This window comes from Paraburkholderia sp. D1E (genome assembly GCF_052682275.1).
Map to the genome: position 1 here is coordinate 3,507,599 of NZ_JBQYMB010000001.1, position 17,173 is coordinate 3,524,771.

Annotated in this window: 15 protein-coding genes; 4 read left to right on the forward strand and 11 right to left on the reverse strand. The window is 62.3% G+C overall.

Features of this window, described 5'->3' with window-relative positions; all coding sequences use genetic code 11:
• Nucleotides 1-171 precede the first annotated feature (171 nt).
• The gene (locus ACUN0E_RS15780; RefSeq protein ID WP_006049832.1) at nucleotides 172-450 is read right to left on the reverse strand and encodes an HU family DNA-binding protein; all 279 of its coding nucleotides are present in this window, start codon (nucleotides 448-450) and stop codon (nucleotides 172-174) included.
• A 592-nt stretch (nucleotides 451-1,042) separates the two neighbouring features.
• On the opposite strand from ACUN0E_RS15780, the gene ACUN0E_RS15785 reads away from it, so the two are divergent.
• Nucleotides 1,043-3,010 (forward strand): putative bifunctional diguanylate cyclase/phosphodiesterase, encoded by a 1,968-nt coding sequence (locus tag ACUN0E_RS15785; protein ID WP_445567194.1) that lies wholly within the window; start codon nucleotides 1,043-1,045, stop codon nucleotides 3,008-3,010.
• Nucleotides 3,011-3,080: 70 nt separating this feature from the next.
• Here ACUN0E_RS15785 and ACUN0E_RS15790 read toward each other — a convergent pair whose 3' ends face one another.
• On the reverse strand, nucleotides 3,081-3,809 hold the full coding sequence (locus tag ACUN0E_RS15790; protein ID WP_445567195.1) for a DUF899 family protein: 729 nt from the start codon (nucleotides 3,807-3,809) through the stop codon (nucleotides 3,081-3,083).
• 342 nt (nucleotides 3,810-4,151) lie between these two features.
• Between ACUN0E_RS15790 and ACUN0E_RS15795 the strand changes: the two genes are divergently transcribed.
• Together ACUN0E_RS15795 and ACUN0E_RS15800 are read left to right on the forward strand one after the other, a co-directional pair.
• Entirely contained in the window at nucleotides 4,152-5,144 is a 993-nt protein-coding gene (locus ACUN0E_RS15795; RefSeq protein WP_408226581.1) for a LysR substrate-binding domain-containing protein, read from the forward strand.
• A 120-nt stretch (nucleotides 5,145-5,264) separates the two neighbouring features.
• Nucleotides 5,265-6,515 (forward strand): MFS transporter, encoded by a 1,251-nt coding sequence (locus tag ACUN0E_RS15800; protein WP_408337596.1) that lies wholly within the window; start codon nucleotides 5,265-5,267, stop codon nucleotides 6,513-6,515.
• A gap of 101 nt (nucleotides 6,516-6,616) precedes the next feature.
• Here the strand turns inward: ACUN0E_RS15800 and ACUN0E_RS15805 are convergent, their stop codons facing one another.
• Nucleotides 6,617-7,222 carry a peroxidase-related enzyme gene (locus ACUN0E_RS15805; RefSeq protein ID WP_408337594.1) on the reverse strand — a complete coding sequence of 202 codons (606 nt, stop codon included), beginning with the start codon at nucleotides 7,220-7,222 and terminating at the stop codon, nucleotides 6,617-6,619.
• A 369-nt stretch (nucleotides 7,223-7,591) separates the two neighbouring features.
• On the opposite strand from ACUN0E_RS15805, the gene ACUN0E_RS15810 reads away from it, so the two are divergent.
• Nucleotides 7,592-8,611 (forward strand): VTT domain-containing protein, encoded by a 1,020-nt coding sequence (locus ACUN0E_RS15810; RefSeq protein WP_408337592.1) that lies wholly within the window; start codon nucleotides 7,592-7,594, stop codon nucleotides 8,609-8,611.
• A gap of 81 nt (nucleotides 8,612-8,692) precedes the next feature.
• Here the strand turns inward: ACUN0E_RS15810 and ACUN0E_RS15815 are convergent, their stop codons facing one another.
• The 8 genes from ACUN0E_RS15815 to ACUN0E_RS15850 all read right to left on the reverse strand — a co-directional run bounded on the left by ACUN0E_RS15815 (nucleotide 8,693) and on the right by ACUN0E_RS15850 (nucleotide 17,166).
• Nucleotides 8,693-10,993 (reverse strand): TonB-dependent receptor, encoded by a 2,301-nt coding sequence (locus ACUN0E_RS15815; protein WP_445567196.1) that lies wholly within the window; start codon nucleotides 10,991-10,993, stop codon nucleotides 8,693-8,695.
• Nucleotides 10,994-11,392: 399 nt separating this feature from the next.
• Nucleotides 11,393-12,478: an ABC transporter substrate-binding protein gene (locus ACUN0E_RS15820; protein WP_445567197.1), complete on the reverse strand. Its 1,086-nt coding sequence runs from the start codon at nucleotides 12,476-12,478 to the stop codon at nucleotides 11,393-11,395.
• A 53-nt stretch (nucleotides 12,479-12,531) separates the two neighbouring features.
• A complete protein-coding gene (locus ACUN0E_RS15825; protein WP_408337586.1) occupies nucleotides 12,532-12,942 on the reverse strand; it encodes an ExbD/TolR family protein in 411 nt (136 codons plus the stop codon).
• A complete protein-coding gene (locus ACUN0E_RS15830) occupies nucleotides 12,942-13,649 on the reverse strand; it encodes a MotA/TolQ/ExbB proton channel family protein (protein WP_408226560.1) in 708 nt (235 codons plus the stop codon). Before ACUN0E_RS15830 ends, ACUN0E_RS15825 begins: the two co-directional genes overlap by 1 nt.
• 108 nt (nucleotides 13,650-13,757) lie before the next feature.
• A complete protein-coding gene (locus ACUN0E_RS15835; RefSeq protein ID WP_408337584.1) occupies nucleotides 13,758-14,582 on the reverse strand; it encodes an energy transducer TonB in 825 nt (274 codons plus the stop codon).
• Between the two features lie 45 nt (nucleotides 14,583-14,627).
• Nucleotides 14,628-15,713: an ABC transporter substrate-binding protein gene (locus ACUN0E_RS15840; RefSeq protein ID WP_408226554.1), complete on the reverse strand. Its 1,086-nt coding sequence runs from the start codon at nucleotides 15,711-15,713 to the stop codon at nucleotides 14,628-14,630.
• Between the two features lie 66 nt (nucleotides 15,714-15,779).
• Complete coding sequence (locus tag ACUN0E_RS15845) at nucleotides 15,780-16,961, reverse strand: LLM class flavin-dependent oxidoreductase (protein ID WP_445567198.1); 1,182 nt, start codon at nucleotides 16,959-16,961, stop codon at nucleotides 15,780-15,782.
• Between the two features lie 73 nt (nucleotides 16,962-17,034).
• On the reverse strand, nucleotides 17,035-17,166 hold the full coding sequence (locus tag ACUN0E_RS15850) for a hypothetical protein (protein WP_408389815.1): 132 nt from the start codon (nucleotides 17,164-17,166) through the stop codon (nucleotides 17,035-17,037).
• Between the last annotated feature and the right edge of the window lie 7 nt (nucleotides 17,167-17,173).

The following is a 17,173-nucleotide window of genomic DNA, read 5'->3' on the forward strand; positions in this document are numbered from 1 at the left end:
CAGAAGCAAAAAACCACGGCTATGCACCATAAGGCACCCTACACGCCGCACCAACCACCGATCTAACACCCTCACCGGGGTTGGGCAGCGCGTAGTTCCTCACACCCGATGCATCGGGCGCCGCACTGCTTTAGCAGCGCGCGTGGATGCTCCAGCGCAAGGCGCGTTGCATTACGACGCGTTGACAGCTTCCTTGAATGCCTTGCCGGCGGTGAACTTCACCGTCTTGGCAGCCGCGATCTGGATCTCGGCACCCGTCGAGGGATTGCGGCCCACGCGTGCTGCGCGCGCGCCGGTCGAGAAAGAACCGAAACCGACCAGTTGCACCGTATCGCCACCCACCACGGCTTTGGTCACCGCTTCGACGATAGCGTCGATGGTTTGGCCGGTGGCCGCTTTGCTTTCGCCCGTCGCTGCGGCGACTGCATCAATCAGTTCCTGTTTGTTCATAGCACTTCCCGTATGGTAATCATGGAACCGGCGCCACATCTGTTGCGCCGGGACCGACACACTAACGCATAGGCGCGTATTCACGCAAACCTTGGGTGTAAGCCTTGTATCACCCGCCCAGCGGCAATTTGACGATTTTTTGTCCCAAAGTGCCATAAGAATCGTGCGCTTACGTATTTCTCCCGCTTTACGGCTGCCCGTGGCGCATCACAATCCGTTGCAATTTCAGTGCTTTAGCGGTGGCAAAGCAGCTGGAGCCACGCTTTTTAACTATGTTATGGCAGACCACTAAGATTTGGCATTCAGTAGCGCGCCATGCTCAGCAATAAAAAATCCGGCAAGGATAAAACAATGAAAATTCTCCATATTGCAACATGGGCGACGCCCGCCTGGTCTTGCCCAGGCGAGGCAACGTGCAAATCTCGCACAAGCCGTGCACGGCACAAATGACCCGCAACCGACTCTCTCCCCGGGCGTATTTACCGCTCACTTGAACCCCCGCGCTCTATTTCCACCGAAACGCCCTCAAGGTCTCGCCCGCGCTGCCGATATACAAAGCTGCGTGTGCGGCGCAAACGTTACAAGGACGGGAATGGTTCGGTTACCCAGATTGAGGGAAGCGCTGTCGGTCGCGGAAGGCGATCCTGAACTCGTGCGCTCGCAACTCCAGGCATTCGGCCGCCAGATACCGCTGCTCTATTTCATTCTGCTGGTGAACACGCTCGCGGTCACCGTCACGCATCTGGGATCGGCGCCAGCATGGTTGTCCATCTACTTCCCGGGGATGCTCTGCACGCTGTGCATCGTCCGTTGCGTGCGCTGGTGGCGCGTCCGGCACCGGGTTCTGACGCACGACAAGGCCGTGCCCGAACTGCGCAAACTGATCCGGCTCGCAGGCATCTTCGGCGTCGCCTTCAGTACCTGGTCGCTCCTGCTGTTTCCCTACGGCACCGCCTATGAGCAGGCACAAGTCGCGTTTTACATGGCGACGACGCTGGTCGGCTGTGTGTTTTGCCTCATGCATCTGCGAGCGGCCGCCCTGCTCCTGCTCTCAATCGTCATCCTAAGCTTTTCGACGTTTCTGATTTCCACACGCTCTCCTGTCTTCATCGCGATGGCCGTCGACATGACGTTAGTCGGCGTCGCACTCGCCTTTATCATCGAACTGTATTACCGAAGTTTCGCCGGCGTGGTGCACGCGCAGCGCGAATTGCAGGTGAGCCAGCAGAAAACGCAAAGACTCAGCGACGACAACTTCCGGCTCGCAAGCATCGACAGCCTGACCGACCTGCCCAACCGGCGCAGCTTCTTCGCCTCGCTGCGCGCGCTATCGGAACAGGCGCTCAGCACGGGTGGCGGCTTCAATGTCGGATTGATCGATCTCGACGGCTTCAAACAGGTCAACGATATCTATGGGCACGCAAGCGGCGACCTCGTGCTGCAGGAAGTCGGCGTGCGACTGCTGGCGCTCGCCGAGCCCGGCATTTTCTTCGCGCGCCTCGGCGGCGACGAATTCGGCGTACTGGCCCAGCACAAACTTGCAAACGAGACGCTTGTCGAGTTGGGTGAGCGCATCTGCGAAACGCTCACCGAACCCTATCGGGTGGCCGGCAATGTCGCCGAACTGACAGGAACGATCGGCTGGGCAGCGTTTCCGGAAGCGGGCACAACCGTCCAGCAGGTTTTTGAACGCGCCGACGCTGCCTTGTACGTCGGCAAGGAAAGCCGCCGCGGCACGCCGGTGATCTTCTCGACGGAACATGAAACACGAATCCGGCGCTCGAGTCTCGTCGCCCAGGAACTCCGCCATGCGGACCTGGAGTCCGAACTGTTCCTCGAGTTTCAGCCAATTTACGATGTGCTCACGCAACGCACCATTGGCATGGAGGCACTCGGGCGATGGCACAACGAGCGGCTAGGCGCGGTCGGGCCGGAGGAATTCATTCGGATTGCAGAGCGTACCGATCTGATTCTGCGTGTCACCGAAGTTCTGCTGCGCAAAGCGCTCGCGGAAGTATCGCGCTGGCCGTCCGATCTCTACCTGTCGTTCAATCTCTCCGCGATTGATATTTCGACTTCGCCGCGCGCTCGCCGCCTGATCGATATCGTGCTGGACAGCGACGTACCGGCGCATCGCATGAACTTCGAGATCACGGAAACCGCGGTGACGCGCGATTTCGAGCAGGCCCACTGCTCGCTTACGATGATCAAGCAAGCCGGCTGCCACGTCTCACTCGACGATTTCGGCACCGGCTATTCGAGCCTCAGCTACGTGCATCGCCTGCCCTTCGATACGATCAAGATCGACCGCAGCTTCATGACCGACGTGGATTCCAATAGCGCGTCGAAGAAAATCGTCAAATCGGTGCTCGATCTGTGCAGAAATCTCGGGCTCGAATGTATCGTGGAAGGACTCGAAACGTCATCGCAGGCCGACGTTGTCACGGCGCTGGGCGCTCGCGCGATGCAGGGCTATCTGTTCGGCAGACCGATGCGCGCGAGCGCCGTCTCGACCTATTTGCAGACGACGTTCGGTCAAGGTCACGTCGTAGAGACATAGGCGCTCTGCTCCCCCGGCTCGCGCGGATCAGCAACGCACGCGCGAGACACGCGTGCACGACACGGCATGACTAGCGCGGCACAGCGCCGTATTCCAGCTTCGGATACCAATCGGTGCCGCGGCCGCCGGGCGTCATGTCGAGCACCGTCCAGAGCGGCATCACATCGGGGGCGCCACGTGGATCCTGGCCCGGGTCCGCTGTCGAAGGGCCCATTTCGGCGGCCCAGAAATGCCGCATCGTGTTGCCTGAACGCGTGAACACGTTGAACGCAGGATTATCGCCGCCGCCCGGATCTTCCGCGGCGTAGTCGCGGTTAAAAGTATTCCCGCCCGACGAATACAGCCGCAGATGCCGCCAGCCGCGCTCTTTTTTGAACGCCACCAGCCTGTCGATCGGCGAGCGGCCGATCACGGCAAATGCGACGCGCTGCAATATGTCGGGCATTTCACCGTCGTAAGCGCTCAGGAGCGAGGTGCACATCGGACAGGGTCGCGCGCGCTGCGGGCCGAACATCCAGTTGTAGGTAACAAGGGTGTCATGCGCGCCGAACATCTCCGACAGCGTCACCGGGCCTGCCTCGCCCTCGAAGCGATAGTCCTGCGGCACGGCACCGCCAGGCGGCAACGCACGGCGCTGCACGGCCACGCGTTCGATATGTCGGCGCAATTCGATTTCTTCGGCCAGCAGGTCGTTGCGCGCTCGGCGATATTCCACACTCTCGCCCGGAAACCGGCGAGGCGAGTCAGCCAGCAACCGGGCCGGTTTCAGCGTTTGTGCGGATGGGTCTACGTCAGTCATCAGCCACCTCCTCTTGCGATAAAAAGGATAAAGGGCACGATAGCGGCGCGATGCCGTGCGTCGCAACCGCAAACGCATTTTTCGCCCCTATATAGCCACGACGAACGGCGTGCCGGCAAATCGACAACGCCGGTGAATTTTTTTGCGGGCCGTCCTGCAAGGGCTTTCGAGCGATTCCGTTCGACATGCGGACGAGGCGTGGACAACCCTTAACGGCACATGGACACCCACGGACCACGATCGAAACCGCATTGCAAGGTATCCTTTCGCGAAACAGCATGCGCGCGCCAGCGCGCTATTGCACCGTCACGGTGCCCGCCGCGCCGCCCTTGGGGATGCACCATGCCGCTTCGTCTGCCACCTCTGCCCGCGCTTCGCTTCTTCGAGGCGGCCGGCAGGCATCAAAGTTTCAAGCTCGCCGCAGCGGAACTGAACGTCACGCCAAGCGCGATCAGTCACGGTATCGTCGGTCTGGAGCAGTCGCTCGGCGTCGAACTGTTCGTGCGCGAGCCACGCGGAATTTCGCTCACAGCGACGGGCGTCGATTATCTGTCGTACGTATCCGAAGCGTTTTCGCTGATCGCGATCGGCACGCAGCGGCTGCCGAACCACCGGGCGAATCGCCCGATCGCGCTGAGTTGCGCGCCCACGCTAGCCTCCCGGTGGCTGCTGCCGCGCCTCGCCGCCTTTCGCACGCGCTGGCCGCATGCGAACGTCACCGTCGATACCTCGCACCGTCAGGTCGGCTTTCCCGTCGACGGTTTCGATTTCGCCATTCGCCTGAGCCGCGCCCCGGTCGCTGGGACCGCCTGGACGCGTCTGTTCAGTGAACGCCTGGTGCCGGTGTGCAGCCCTGCTTACGTGGATAATCTGCGCGACGAACATGGCAACGTCGATCTGGGCCGCGCGACGCTCATTCACGTGAACTCGGCGAGCGAGGATTGGGAGGCATGGTTCGACGGGGTCGCCTTAGACGGGGTCGCCTTAGACGGGGTCGCCTTAGACGGGGTCGCCTTAGACGGTATCGAGTTGAACGACGGCTTGCGCGTCGACACAATCCAGCTTGCTTTCGAAGCCGCGAGCATGGGCCTCGGTGTCGCGCTCGGCAGACGGCCGCTGGTGGACCGCGATCTCGCGAGCGGTACGCTCGTCGAGGCCTGCCCACAAACGATCGCCTCCTCCACGGCCTATTGGCTGGTGTCCGCGCAAAACACGGAGAGCGCGGAGCATCGCCCGGAACTGTTCGACTTCAAACAGTGGCTGCTCAGCGAAGCCGCACCGTTCGACGACCCATCAGTTGCTGCCGACACGGGATCGCGCCGCCCCAACCACTGAACCGAGCAATTAGCCTACCGCCAACCTGAACAGGTGAGCCGCGCTCACCTGTCGTCAAAGTCTTTTCCTTTGCTGCTTCTGACGCTCGCTGCGACCATGGTGTCGAAGGAGATCAGAACCATGTCCACGACAAATAGCAAACGCTTCGCCTTCCCATTGAGTCAAACGACGCTCGTGATCCTCGCCGGCGCGCTGATTCTGAGCGCCGCCATGGGCATCCGGCAGACCTTCGGCCTCTTCATCGGGCCGTTCTCGTTCGACCGCGGCCTGCCCGTCACGCTGATCGCTTTCGCCATCGCGCTGCACAACCTGGTGTGGGGCTTCGCGCAACCATTCGCGGGCGCCGCCGCGGACCGCTATGGCTCGGCTCCGGTGGTCGCGTTCGGCGCGACAACCTTTGCAGCGGGTCTGGGCGTCGCCGCCGTAGCACCGTCGGGCCCGATGCTGATTGTCGGCATGGGGCTGCTAGTCGGCATCGGCGTGAGTTGCACGACGTTCGGCGTGGTGTTGCCGGCGGTCGGCCGCATCGCTTCTCCGGAAAAACGCAGTATGGCGATGGGTCTGGTCAGCGCAGGCGGCTCGGCAGGACAGGTATTGCTGATCCCACTCGTGCAGAGCATCCGGCTCAGCTCGGGCATCGCCACCTCGCTCTTTGTGCTGGCCTTCCTGATGCTGCTGGTCGCGCCGCTGGGCATCGTGCTCGACCGGCGTCAGAGTGTCGGCACGCGAGTCCAGGAACCGCCCGCCGCCCCGCTTCGCAAGGTACTCACTCAGGCGGTCCGGCATCGCGGATATCGACTCCTGACACTCGGCTTCTTCACGTGTGGATTTCAACTCGCGTTCATCTCCACCCATCTGCCTGAATATCTGACGCTCTGTCATATGCCTGTCGGGCTGGGCGCCACGGCGCTCGCGCTGATCGGCCTGTTCAACATGGCGGGCAGTTGGGGATGCGGCTGGCTCGGCGGCCGGTTCCGCCAGCACCATGTGCTCGGCTGGCTTTATCTGATTCGAAGCGTGACGATCGGCACCTTCTTCCTGCTGCCTAAGACCTCCACGTCGGTCGTCATCTTCGCGGCCATGATGGGGTTGACCTGGCTCGGAACCGTGCCGCTCACGAGCGGAGTCGTAGCAAAAGTGTTTGGCACGCGGCACCTCGGCAGTCTCTTTGGAGTCTGCTTTCTAAGCCACCAGATCGGCTCGTTTCTGGGCGCCTGGCTAGGCGGCCTGGTGTTCGATCTGACTGGTTCGTATTCGCTGCTGTGGGAAGCGACGGTCGCGTCCGGACTCATTGCCGCGATACTGCACTTCCCGATCGACGACGCCGCGGTCAGCACGCCAGCAATGCGCTCCGAGCCGGTGGGGACATGAGGGTGAACCTGTGAGCATGCGGACGGGCGTAGGTGCGTAGGTGCGTAGGTGCGTGGCAAGCATCCGCACGCACGCCCTAATCCACAGCAATTGCTCCAATGCTATTTTCGCGGCACGTCAGCCGCTGCTTTCGGCACGCGTCCCATCAGATAGAACTCGTCATTTGGACGCATTGAAATGACGTTGGCCATCCGGTTCGACAAACCGAAAAAAGCCGTGATGGCCGCGATATCCCACACGTCTTCATCGGAAAAGCCGTGCTCACGCAGCGTTTGAAAATCGGCATCGTCGACGGTCCCGGATTCGCGGCAGACTTTCAGCGCGAAGTCGAGCATCGCCTTCTGACGCGCCGTGATATCCGCCTTGCGATGATTGACGGCCACCTGATCCGCCAGCAACGGCGCCTTTTCGTAAATGCGCAGAATCGCGCCATGTGCGACGACGCAATACAGGCACTGATTCACTGCACTCGTGGCGACGACAATCATCTCGCGCTCGCCCTTGGTTAATCCGCCTTCTTTCAGCATCAACGCATCGTGGTACGCAAAAAAAGCGCGGAATTCGTCTGGCCGATGCGCCAGCGTCAGAAATACGTTCGGAACAAAACCGGCTTTCTCCTGCACTTCCAGAATGCGGGCGCTGATGTCGTCAGGCCACTCACCCGGCTCGGGCACGGGGTAGCGGCTGATCGGTTGAAGATTTGTCATGCGGTGTCTCCGTTGTATCTGTATGTGCACGACGATTGTAGCGAACTTCGACTCGCTGCCGTCCGGGTCAATCTGGCGCTTTGCTCCGAGCTGAACAGCCACCGGAATAGACTGCACAAGGGCACCGCGGCACGGTCAATCGCTCCATCCCTCGAATATTTGCAGGTACTCGGCCCGCCCCGCAGCGCCCTTTCGCCAACCTGTGCTTAAATCCACATTGGTACTGCTGTGTTCGTACCGGCTGGCTGAACGACCCGCACGGGCGGCGGCCACCCGGCAGGAACCGGCCATGCATGACGTGTTCGCAACGCACGCCGGCTAGGCGCCAACTGTTCCAAATCCTTTCATTGCATCAAGAGGAGCGTGGTTGTGTGGCATTTTCCGGTTGCTATTCCACCCTCGCTGGGTGTGTGGGCCGTGTTCATGAGCGTGCTCGTCACGCAACTCGGCCTGCCGATTCCGGCGGCGCCGATGCTGATCCTCGGCGGAACCATGGCCGCGATGGGACAAACCTCGTATGCCAGCGTCATTGGCGCCGCCGTCTGCGCAACGCTGCTGGCGGACTCGCTCTGGTTCTTCACCGGGCGAACGTACGGCCGGCGGTTGCTGAATCAACTGGTGCGCTTCTCGCTCTCGCTCGACACCACCGTGCGCGTCGCACGCAATACCTATGAACGATACGGCGCGCCGATTCTCACCGTCGCCAAGTTCCTGCCCGGCCTCGGTCTGATCTCCGCGCCCCTGCTCGGTACCACGCCAATCAACGTCGGCGTGTTTCTGCTGTGGGATTTTGTCGGCGCGGTGCTGTGGGCCGGCGTATGGGTGATAGGCGGCGCAGCACTGCATGATCAGATCGTGCAGCTCGTTCTGCTCGTGCGCCACAACGGCGGCACGATTTTCGACGCGTTCGCGGCGATCTTCGTTGCCGTGCTCCTCTATCGCTACGTGCGCCGCTGGCAGTTTCGCCGCTGGCTCGCGCATGTACGCATTTCGCCGGACCAGCTCGATGAACTGATGAAGTCCAATGAGCCGCCGCTGATCCTCGATGCGCGGCCGCACAGCATCCGCGCGAAAGAATCGCACCGGATTGCGGGTGCGCAGTTGCTGGATCTCGATTCACCCGAGCCACTGCATCCCGAGTTGCTGAAACGGCCGATTGTCGTCTACTGCGTGTGTCCCAACGAAGCAACGGCCAAGCGGATTGTCACCCAGTTGCATCGGAAGAATATCCATCACGTAAAAGCGCTTAAGGGCGGCCTCGACGCGTGGGAAAAACGCGGCTATGCGGTCGAGCCGCTGCCGCCCGACTTCGAGACGGCGATGGCCCATATGTCGGAAGACGAGGGCAATGAAGGCGAATACACCGTACGGGCGAGATTGGCGAAGTGACTTCGCGCGCCACCGCCTGGCGCGGAGGAAAAAGCTTGCAGCCTTTGCTTCGTTAGCGCTGCAAGCCGCACGAGCACCTGATCAGATCTTCGCCGTAAACGTCAAACCGAAGACGCGCGGGTCACCGTACAACACCGGATACGCGCCATAAGACGGTAACAGCTCCAGCTTTTTATAGACCTTGTTGGTCAGGTTCGTCACGTAGCCGGTCAGAATGTATTTCTGATTCGACGACACGTACGATACGTGCGCATTCATCACCGTATAGCCTGCCTGCCACAGCTGCGGCACGGTTTGACGCGTCGCGCTGAAATACTCGGTGCTGCGATAGTTGATATCGCCACCGACTGCAATCGAGCCCACCTGCAGCGGCACGCGGTATTCACCGCCAACATCGATCGTGGTGTGTGGCGAGCGTGCGAACGAATTGCCCACTGCGGTCGGCACATTGGCAAACTCGGTAAAGCGTGTGTTCAACAGACCGAGGTTGGCGAACAGATAGAGGCTGTTGAGCGGCTGCGCCTTCAATTCAAGTTCGAAACCATCGGCACGCCCCTGCCCTGCGTTCGACAATGTGGACACCGGTGCACCGCCTAACGGATTTGGCGCGAGAGCGAAGACCTGAATGTCGCGGTAGTCGTAATGGAAGACGCTCGCGTTGGCGGTCAGGCGCTTGTCGAACCATTCGCTCTTGATGCCGGCTTCGTAGTCGGTCAGATATTCAGGCGTAACCGTCGACACGGTGCTTTGCGTATAGGCACTGCCGTTGTAGCCGCCCGAACGGAAGCCGCGTGCATAGCGGATATAAGCCCGCACGTTATTGCTGATCGCGTATTCGGGCGTCAGATCCCACGTCGGCGCACGCCACGTGTTGGTCTGATTCTGCCGCGCGCTCACCGCGAGCGGCGACGTGATCGACGACGGATCCCACCAGTTGCTCACATCGCTGAACGAAACGGGACCGCTATTCTGCAAACCGGTCAGATTGATCGTCTTGCGTTCGATCGTATAGCGCAGGCCGCCGGTCAGGTTGAAGCGATCGGTAAAGCGATACTTCACGCTGCCGAACACCGCGGCGCTTTGCGTGTGCTGGGTCAGTTCGGTCAGGTGGTAATAGGTGGCCGCCGGACCACCCGGTGCGTCCGGCAAGCCGCCACCAGCCCCCTCTTCGCTCAGTTCCTCCGTGAAAAAGTGTGCCCCTGCGATCCAGCTCAGCCGGTCATTCTGCGGCGACTCGAGACGAAACTCCTGCGAGAACTGATGCGACGAAAGCGTATCGTGCGAACGCGCCGCGTCGTAGGGCGAGTAGTCTTCATCGTCCTGGTACCAGCGGTTCAAACCTTCCAGCGCGGTAATCGAGGTCAGCGTCAGCGCGCTGTTGATATGCCAGTGCGCGGTCAGCGAGCCACCATAAGAAGCAATATGATCGCTCGACGGCGCATTCAACGAGACCGTGCCCGGATCGCTTGAGCCAACGAAGCCAAACTGGTTCGAGCCGTTAGCGGCGGCCCCCTGTGCGTGCCATGGGTCACCACCGCCGGTGTAATTCCGGCCGTGGACGTTCAGCAGGAAATCTGAATTCGAGGTCGGCACCGCAAGTAACTGGAAGCGCACCGCGTTGTCGTGAAAACCGCCGAAGCGGCCGCCCGCCTCCGTGTTGGTGTAAAAACTGTCGCCGTTCTCGTGATACACCGAAATGCGGGCCGCCAGCACGTCGTTGCTGCCGATCGGACCGCCGATCGCGGCTTCGGCAAGCCGGCTGTTGTACTGGCCGAAGCCCACCTTCCCATAGCCGTCCACGTCGAACGTCGGCTTCTTCGAGGTCAGGCTGACCGCACCGCCGATCGTATTCTTGCCCCACAGTGTGCCCTGCGGCCCGCGCAGCACCTGAATATTGTCGAGGTCGAAGAGCGGAAAGCCCTGGCCGAACACGCTGTTGATATAAACGTCGTCGAAGTAGACGCCGATCGGGCTCAGCGACAGATCCGACGGATCGTTGCTGCCGACGCCGCGCAGGAACCAGCGGGGCCGTTCACGTCCTTCGGTGGACTGCGCCGTGAAGTTCGGCACGTACTTGGTGATGTCGTTGACGACTCGCAATTCGTTGTTCTTGATGCTGTCGCCGCTCAACGCGGTGACGGCGACCGGCACTTCCTGAATGCTTTCCTTGCGTCGGCGCGCGGTGACCGTGACCGCTCCCAGATTCGTGTCGGGTGCGGCCTTGCTCGCGCTTTTCGCCTTCGGCTTTGCCTGTACCGCCGCACCGGCCGCGTCGGCTGAAGCATCGTTTGCCGCGTTATCCGCAGCCCATGCCGGCGACATCAGCACACCACCAGCAAGCACTCCCCCGAGCGCAACGACGAGTGTTTTTCTCTTGAACATTGACTTCGCTATCCTTATTCAATTGTTGTTTGATTGCGCCCGCAACCGAGTGTTTTCCTTCGTGCGCGAGCGATGCGGCACGCATGGAGTGCTCTATTGCAAGTCGGATGCCAGGCGAAGCGGTCTGTCACACAAGGGTTGCGTGAACGAAGCGAGTGGTAATTGCTGCTGGCGCACCCGTGAAGTGGTGTTGGGGTGTTGCATGTGCAGCACCCCAACTCAGGGACGGCTACTGATCGGGAAAATTCGCGCGAATGATCCGCAAGGTTCGCTCTGTGAGAGCGTGATGCCACCTTCGAGATGGGCAACTTGAACGCGGCGAGGCGACCGCGATCAGAACGATTCGACACCTTCCATCACGATGCCGAATCTGTTTTTCAGATTAAATCGCTACCGGGCTCACCGGTTCAAATCAGATAGCGAGGCGACGTAACGATGTGATTGCGCGAGCGCGCGTGGATCGATCCACGCGTGAATATCGAAATCCGCCGGCAGAAAGTCCCATTCCACCAGGAAGCCTTTGAAATCGTCGAGCGCGGCGATCGACGTGTCGTCGAGATCCGTACGCAAGCGTTGATGCACGTCGTCGCCATAAGCGAGACGCAACCAGTCGTCGCCCGAACCCGTTTCGCGGCCCAGATAACCGAGCACTTCCTGCTTGTGCTCGCGCGCCCAGCCGTCCACGTCGATCACGCGCGCCAGAAACCGGCTGACGATCTCCGGATGATTCTCGAGTGTGGCCGCATTGACCGTCAACGGCCGTGGCGAGCCGTTGTTGATGCGAACCTTCGGCTCTGGATGAAAGCCGATGTCGACGATGATCCGCGCGCCGATCAGGTAAGCACTCTCCAACCCGAGCGATCCCTTCACATAAATCGCATCGACTTCACCTCGCACCAGCGCCGCGATTTCCGCCGAATAAAGACGACGACTGCTCACACTGCCCGGATTGCTGAAGGTCGCCGCGGGCAGCGCGCCGCCATCCGCACGCTCGCGCACGCCGGCCGCCGCGATGTCGACCAGTTCGACATCGCGCGCGGACAAACCCTCGAGCTCCAGCACGCTGACAAAACCGCGCAGCGCCGCCGCGCGGAAAATATCGATCCGCTCGCCCGCGCGCTTCGGCAGGCCAACGCGGCGTCCACGCAAGTCTTTCGCCGTGCGGATGCCGGAGTCAGGCAGCGCAACAATTGCTTGCGCTTCGTCGACCCACGTCAGCGCGATCACGCGAGTATCGGCTCCGGCGGAACGCGCCCACAACGCCGGGATACTGCCGCCCTGGCGAAACGAATTGTTCAGCGTGTGATCAATATGCGAGGCACGCTGCGCCGCATGCTGCGTTTCCTGTAGCGAGCGCACGGTGATGCCATCGCGCGCGAATTCGTCGTCGAGCCAGCCGAGATGCGCGGCAATGCCGAGCGGTGTCGGCACCGGGCAGCGCGTGTACCAGATCGACTGGATGTTGTCTGAAACCGAAGTGCTCATGAATTGGTCCGGTAAGGAGTTCGCGGGGTCGCGGGGTCATGCAACGACCGTGATTAGCCGTTGTTGGCCGTCAGCACCGATAGCCTGCTGATGCCGGCGTGCTCGATCGCCGCCATCAGCCTGGCCACCGTGCCGTAAGGCACGCCCTCGTCGGCCTGCAGGTTGAGCGCGACGTCCGGGTTGTTCGCCTTGAGCGCCGACAGCTCAGCGCCGATCAGGCGCAGATCGGTGGGCCGCTTGTCGAGGTACACCACGCCCTTCGCGTCCACACTGACGGTCACGGCGGGCTTCTGATCAGCGGGCGCCGTAGCGACCGTTCTGGGCAGATTCACGTGCACCGCGTTGTTGAGCAGCGGCGCGGTGACGATGAACGCAACCAGCAGCACCAGCATCACGTCGACGAGCGGCGTGATGTTGATTTCGCTCAGCACGTCATCGTTATCGGAAGAGGATGAGAAAGCCATTATGCGAACGCCTCGTTGACGGTCTTCAGGCTCGGTTGCGCACGCGCTGCCGTGCCCTGCACACGGAATCCGGCCTTCTGCGCGAGCGTGACGAAATCGGTTGCGAAACCGTCGAGGTCAGCGGAGGCCGCTTTCACGCGGCGCACGAAGAAGTTGTAGGCAAGCACCGCCGGCACTGCGACCGCGATGCCGACGCCCGTCGCTACCAGCGCTTCGCCGATAGGCCCAGCCACCACGTCGATGCTGGCCGACGCGCTGTGCGTGATCGCCGTCAGTGCGTGAATGATGCCGAACACGGTGCCGAACAGGCCGACAAACGGCGCAGTGCTGCCGATCGAGGCCAGCACCGCGAGACCTGCTTCGAGGCGGCGGCGCTCGTTCTGGATCTGCTGGCGCAGGTGGCGCTCCAGCAGATCGTGGCGGCTCCAGCTATGTTCGAGATCCTGACCATTGCCTTCGTCGGCGCGTTGCAAGGTCTCGAATCCGGTCGCGGCGACGCGGCCCACCGGGCTCACGCCGGGTTCCAGCGTGGCTGCCGCGTGGAAACTGCTGGCCGCCCAGAACTGCTTCGCAAAGCGCCGGCTCTGCACGCTCGCGCGCACGCTTTGCACGGCCTTGACGAGAATAAGCGTCCACGTCACCACCGAGAAAATCCCCAGTAGCCAGAGTGCGCCCTGCACGATGAAAGTCGTTGAAATGCCATTCATGATGATTGATTCCTTTTTGGTGCGATATACGGTTCGAAATTGGTTCGAAATCCAGATCCGGTGTTGAACAGAAAGCGCGCGATTCGTCCGTCATGCGGACAGCACGCGTCAGCCCAGCTTGAATTCGATAGGCACGTTGACCCAGCCGTCGACCGCTTCGTCTCCCCGTTTGGCCGGCACGAAACTCCAGCGCCGGACCGCGGCCACCGCGGCGTCGTCGAGCATCTTGCGGCCGCTGCTGGTCCTGATATCGACCGAGTCAGGTTTGCCACTTGGCAGTACATGCACGCGCAGCAGCACGCGCCCTTCCCACCCCTGGTCCTGCGCGATCGGCGGATAGTCGGGCGCCGGGTTGTGCAGATACGCGGCGTTGCCGATCGGCGCGGTTTCAGCCGCCGGTGGCGCGGCGGGCGCCGGTGCGACTGGTGCCGGGGTATGCGCGACAGCGGTGTCGGCCGGTGTCGTCGCTTGCGGCGGCGGGGCCACGAGCGGCGTGAGTGCAGGCGAAGGCTTCGGCGCCAGGGCACGCGTCAGCGGGCGTGGCGGCTGCGCTTGCTGTTTGACCGGCTGCGGCGTGGGCGGCGGCGCCTGCCTGGCTTGCGGCAGCGGAACCGGCGGCCGCGTCAGCTCCACCGTCATCGGCAGGGGTTTGGGCGGCACGACAGGCACGCGTGATTCCACGCGTCCATGACTCGCCACCAGCATGAATCCCGTGTGCAACGCGAGGATCAACAACGCGGCAGCGCCGATCTCACCCCATGTCCTGCGCGTCGCTCGGACCTCATGCTCCGCCGCAGGCGCGCGCTGCGTCAGCGGCTGCGGCGGCAGTGGCGCAAACGCAGGCACGTTCGAACGGCGCACCGCCGAGCCGCTCCAGCGCGCCGCATGACGCCGCGCCTGCGTACCCGCACTCTCCATTGTCAGAAACGTCACGCTTCACTCCTTACTGGTTTGCGCGTCGCGCGAGGACGCTCCACACTAGGCGACCCATGCGCGGCGATATTTCGATACCTCGGTGTACGGCTGCGGCTCGATCCATGCGCGCGCATCGAAGTCGTGCTCGAGGAAACCCCATTCGAACAGGAAGTCCTTGAACGCAACGAGACCGTCGATCGAGGTCTGCGCGAGATTGGTTTCCAGATGCCGGTGCACTTCGCTGCCATACGCATAGCGCACCCACTCGTTGGACGAACGAGTCTCACGGCCGATATAGGCAACGGTCTCGGCCGCATGCTTCGTCGCCCAGTCTCCGGCCGCCACCACCACCGATACGAACCGGCTGACCAGATCGGGGCGTTCGTCGATGAGTGCCTGATCGACCGTCAACGTGCGCGGCGTGCCGTTGCCGATGCGCACCAGCGGATCGGGATGCGCGCCCAGATCGATCACCACGTGCGCGTCGATCAGATGTACGGTTTCCAGTCCGGCCACGCCCTTCACGAAGATCGCATCGACATCGCCACGCACTAGCGCCGCCACTTCAAGACCGTATTCATGCGGCCCACGAAACGGCGATTCATTGCCGGGCGCCACCCCAAGCTTGCCGATCGCAATCCGCGCTTCACCAGCGTCGCGCGCCGGCTCCGGTAGATCGACCCATTGCGCGTCGCTATGCCCGAGGCCTTCAAGTTCGAGCGCAGTAAGAAAACCTTTGAGCGCAGCAGCGCGCCAGAAGTCAATGCTGATTGCGTGCTGCGGCAGACCCAGACGCCGTCCGCGCAGATCGCGCGAATGACGAATGCCACTGCGCGGCAGGGTAACAATCGCCTGGAATTCATTGGTCCACGAGAGGCCGACGACCCGCGTCGCCGCGCCTCGCGAACGCGCCCACAGCGCCGGGATATTGCCGCCCTGGCGAAACGACGACGGCAGGCTGTGATCGAAATGCGACTCGCGTTTGGCAGGCTCGCGGGTCTCCTGCAGCGATTTCAGGGTGATGCCATCCGGTCCGAACTCCTCGTCGAACCAGCCGCGGTGAACGGCTATGCCGAGCGCGGTCGGCACGGGACAGCGGGTGTACCACAGTGCAGTGGACGTCGCGGCTTGCGCAACGGTTGTACTCATCGTTGGATTCCTTGCTTGTTGGTGTACGCGGGCTTGATCGCCGATGCGTTAAGGATCGCCGTTGGCTTAGGCGAACGCGACTCGCAGCGCCGCCGCGGTCCTGCGCGCATCGATCGCCCCCGCTACCAGCGGCAGGACCTCCTCGCCGACGCGGTACGCTTCTTCCAGATGCGGGTTGCTCGCCAGAATGAAGGTTGATACGCCGATGCCCACGTACTCGGCGAGCCGCTCCGCGACCTGCTCGTGGCTGCCCACGATCACGCAGCCCGGGCCGCCGCGAATCTTCGACATGCCGGCCCACAGGTTCGGCCCCACGATCAGATCGTCGAAATGCTGGGTGTTGCCCTGATGCAGCGCGAACTGCCGCTTCGCGCCAACCGACTCCGAATCGCCGACGCCAACCGTGCGCCGCGCGCCACCCAGTTGCGTCGAGTCGCTGACGGTGGCGAACATCTGCCGCAGTTCGGCCCATGCCTGTTCTTCCGTTTCGCGCGCGAGGATGTCGATGCGCATGCCGAAGCGCAGATCGCGCTCGGCGTTTTGCGCGTCGAGCGCCTGGCGCGCGCGGTCGATCACCTCCTTCTGTTTGGCAAGCGGCTCGCCCCAACTCAGATGTACGTCACCGTGTTTCGCGGCCACCGCCATCGCGGCATCGCTGGCGCCAGCCAGATAAATACGCGGCACAGGTTGGCTGGAGAGCGGCGCGACCAGGCCACCTGCTTCGACCTGATAGAAGCGGCCCTTGTGCGTGTAGGGCTCACCGGCGGAATAACCCTTCACCACGTCGAGAAATTCATCGGTGCGCGCGTAACGGCTGTCGTGATCGATAAAGTCGCCATACGCGCGCTGGTCCGCCCCGCCACCGCCCGTCACGATGTTCCACTCCACACGGCCGCGGCTGATCCGCTGCAGGCTGGCCGCCATTTGCGCCGCATACGCCGGATGCATGAACCATGGCTGCATGGCGATCAGCAAACGCAGATTGCGGGTCTCGCGCGCGAGCGCCGCAGCCACCACCCACGGCTCCTCAGTAAAGCGGAAGATCGGAATCAACGCGCCGTGAAAGCCGACCAGATCCGCTGCGCGCGCCACCTGGGACAGATAGTCGATATAGCCAAAATCGTCGCTATCCGTTTTCGGCGCGACGCGCGAGGCCGTCTGGTTATTCCACTCGCCACGGGTGTGCCGGTCGTGGGCGCGTCTGCCATCGCCGTGCATCGGCAAGCGCCACAGAAATTCGACAGCCATTGATCTGTTCTCCTTGGTGTTAGCGTCGGGCCGGCCACGCGATGACGCGTGCCGTAACCGGTTCGGCACATCTCTAAGCACGGCCTATGCCAATGGCAATAAAGAGGCCTTCGATCGGCACGCGATGCGCGATGGCCGCAAGCGTTGCGGGCGCTTCGGCTTGCGTCGATCCGGGCGCGGGCAGCCTGCGCGCAAGCTGCTGCATCAACACC

Bases quoted from the DNA above. Each gene is read 5' to 3' on its own strand.
- ACUN0E_RS15780 (WP_006049832.1), bottom strand. From the start codon at position 450: ATGAACAAACAGGAACTGATTGATGCAGTCGCCGCAGCGACGGGCGAA.
- ACUN0E_RS15785 (WP_445567194.1), top strand. From the start codon at position 1,043: ATGGTTCGGTTACCCAGATTGAGGGAAGCGCTGTCGGTCGCGGAAGGC.
- ACUN0E_RS15790 (WP_445567195.1), bottom strand. From the start codon at position 3,809: ATGACTGACGTAGACCCATCCGCACAAACGCTGAAACCGGCCCGGTTG.
- ACUN0E_RS15795 (WP_408226581.1), top strand. From the start codon at position 4,152: ATGCCGCTTCGTCTGCCACCTCTGCCCGCGCTTCGCTTCTTCGAGGCG.
- ACUN0E_RS15800 (WP_408337596.1), top strand. From the start codon at position 5,265: ATGTCCACGACAAATAGCAAACGCTTCGCCTTCCCATTGAGTCAAACG.
- ACUN0E_RS15805 (WP_408337594.1), bottom strand. From the start codon at position 7,222: ATGACAAATCTTCAACCGATCAGCCGCTACCCCGTGCCCGAGCCGGGT.
- ACUN0E_RS15815 (WP_445567196.1), bottom strand. From the start codon at position 10,993: ATGTTCAAGAGAAAAACACTCGTCGTTGCGCTCGGGGGAGTGCTTGCT.
- ACUN0E_RS15820 (WP_445567197.1), bottom strand. From the start codon at position 12,478: ATGAGCACTTCGGTTTCAGACAACATCCAGTCGATCTGGTACACGCGC.
- ACUN0E_RS15825 (WP_408337586.1), bottom strand. From the start codon at position 12,942: ATGGCTTTCTCATCCTCTTCCGATAACGATGACGTGCTGAGCGAAATC.
- ACUN0E_RS15830 (WP_408226560.1), bottom strand. From the start codon at position 13,649: ATGAATGGCATTTCAACGACTTTCATCGTGCAGGGCGCACTCTGGCTA.
- ACUN0E_RS15840 (WP_408226554.1), bottom strand. From the start codon at position 15,713: ATGAGTACAACCGTTGCGCAAGCCGCGACGTCCACTGCACTGTGGTAC.
- ACUN0E_RS15845 (WP_445567198.1), bottom strand. From the start codon at position 16,961: ATGGCTGTCGAATTTCTGTGGCGCTTGCCGATGCACGGCGATGGCAGA.
- ACUN0E_RS15850 (WP_408389815.1), bottom strand. From the start codon at position 17,166: ATGCAGCAGCTTGCGCGCAGGCTGCCCGCGCCCGGATCGACGCAAGCC.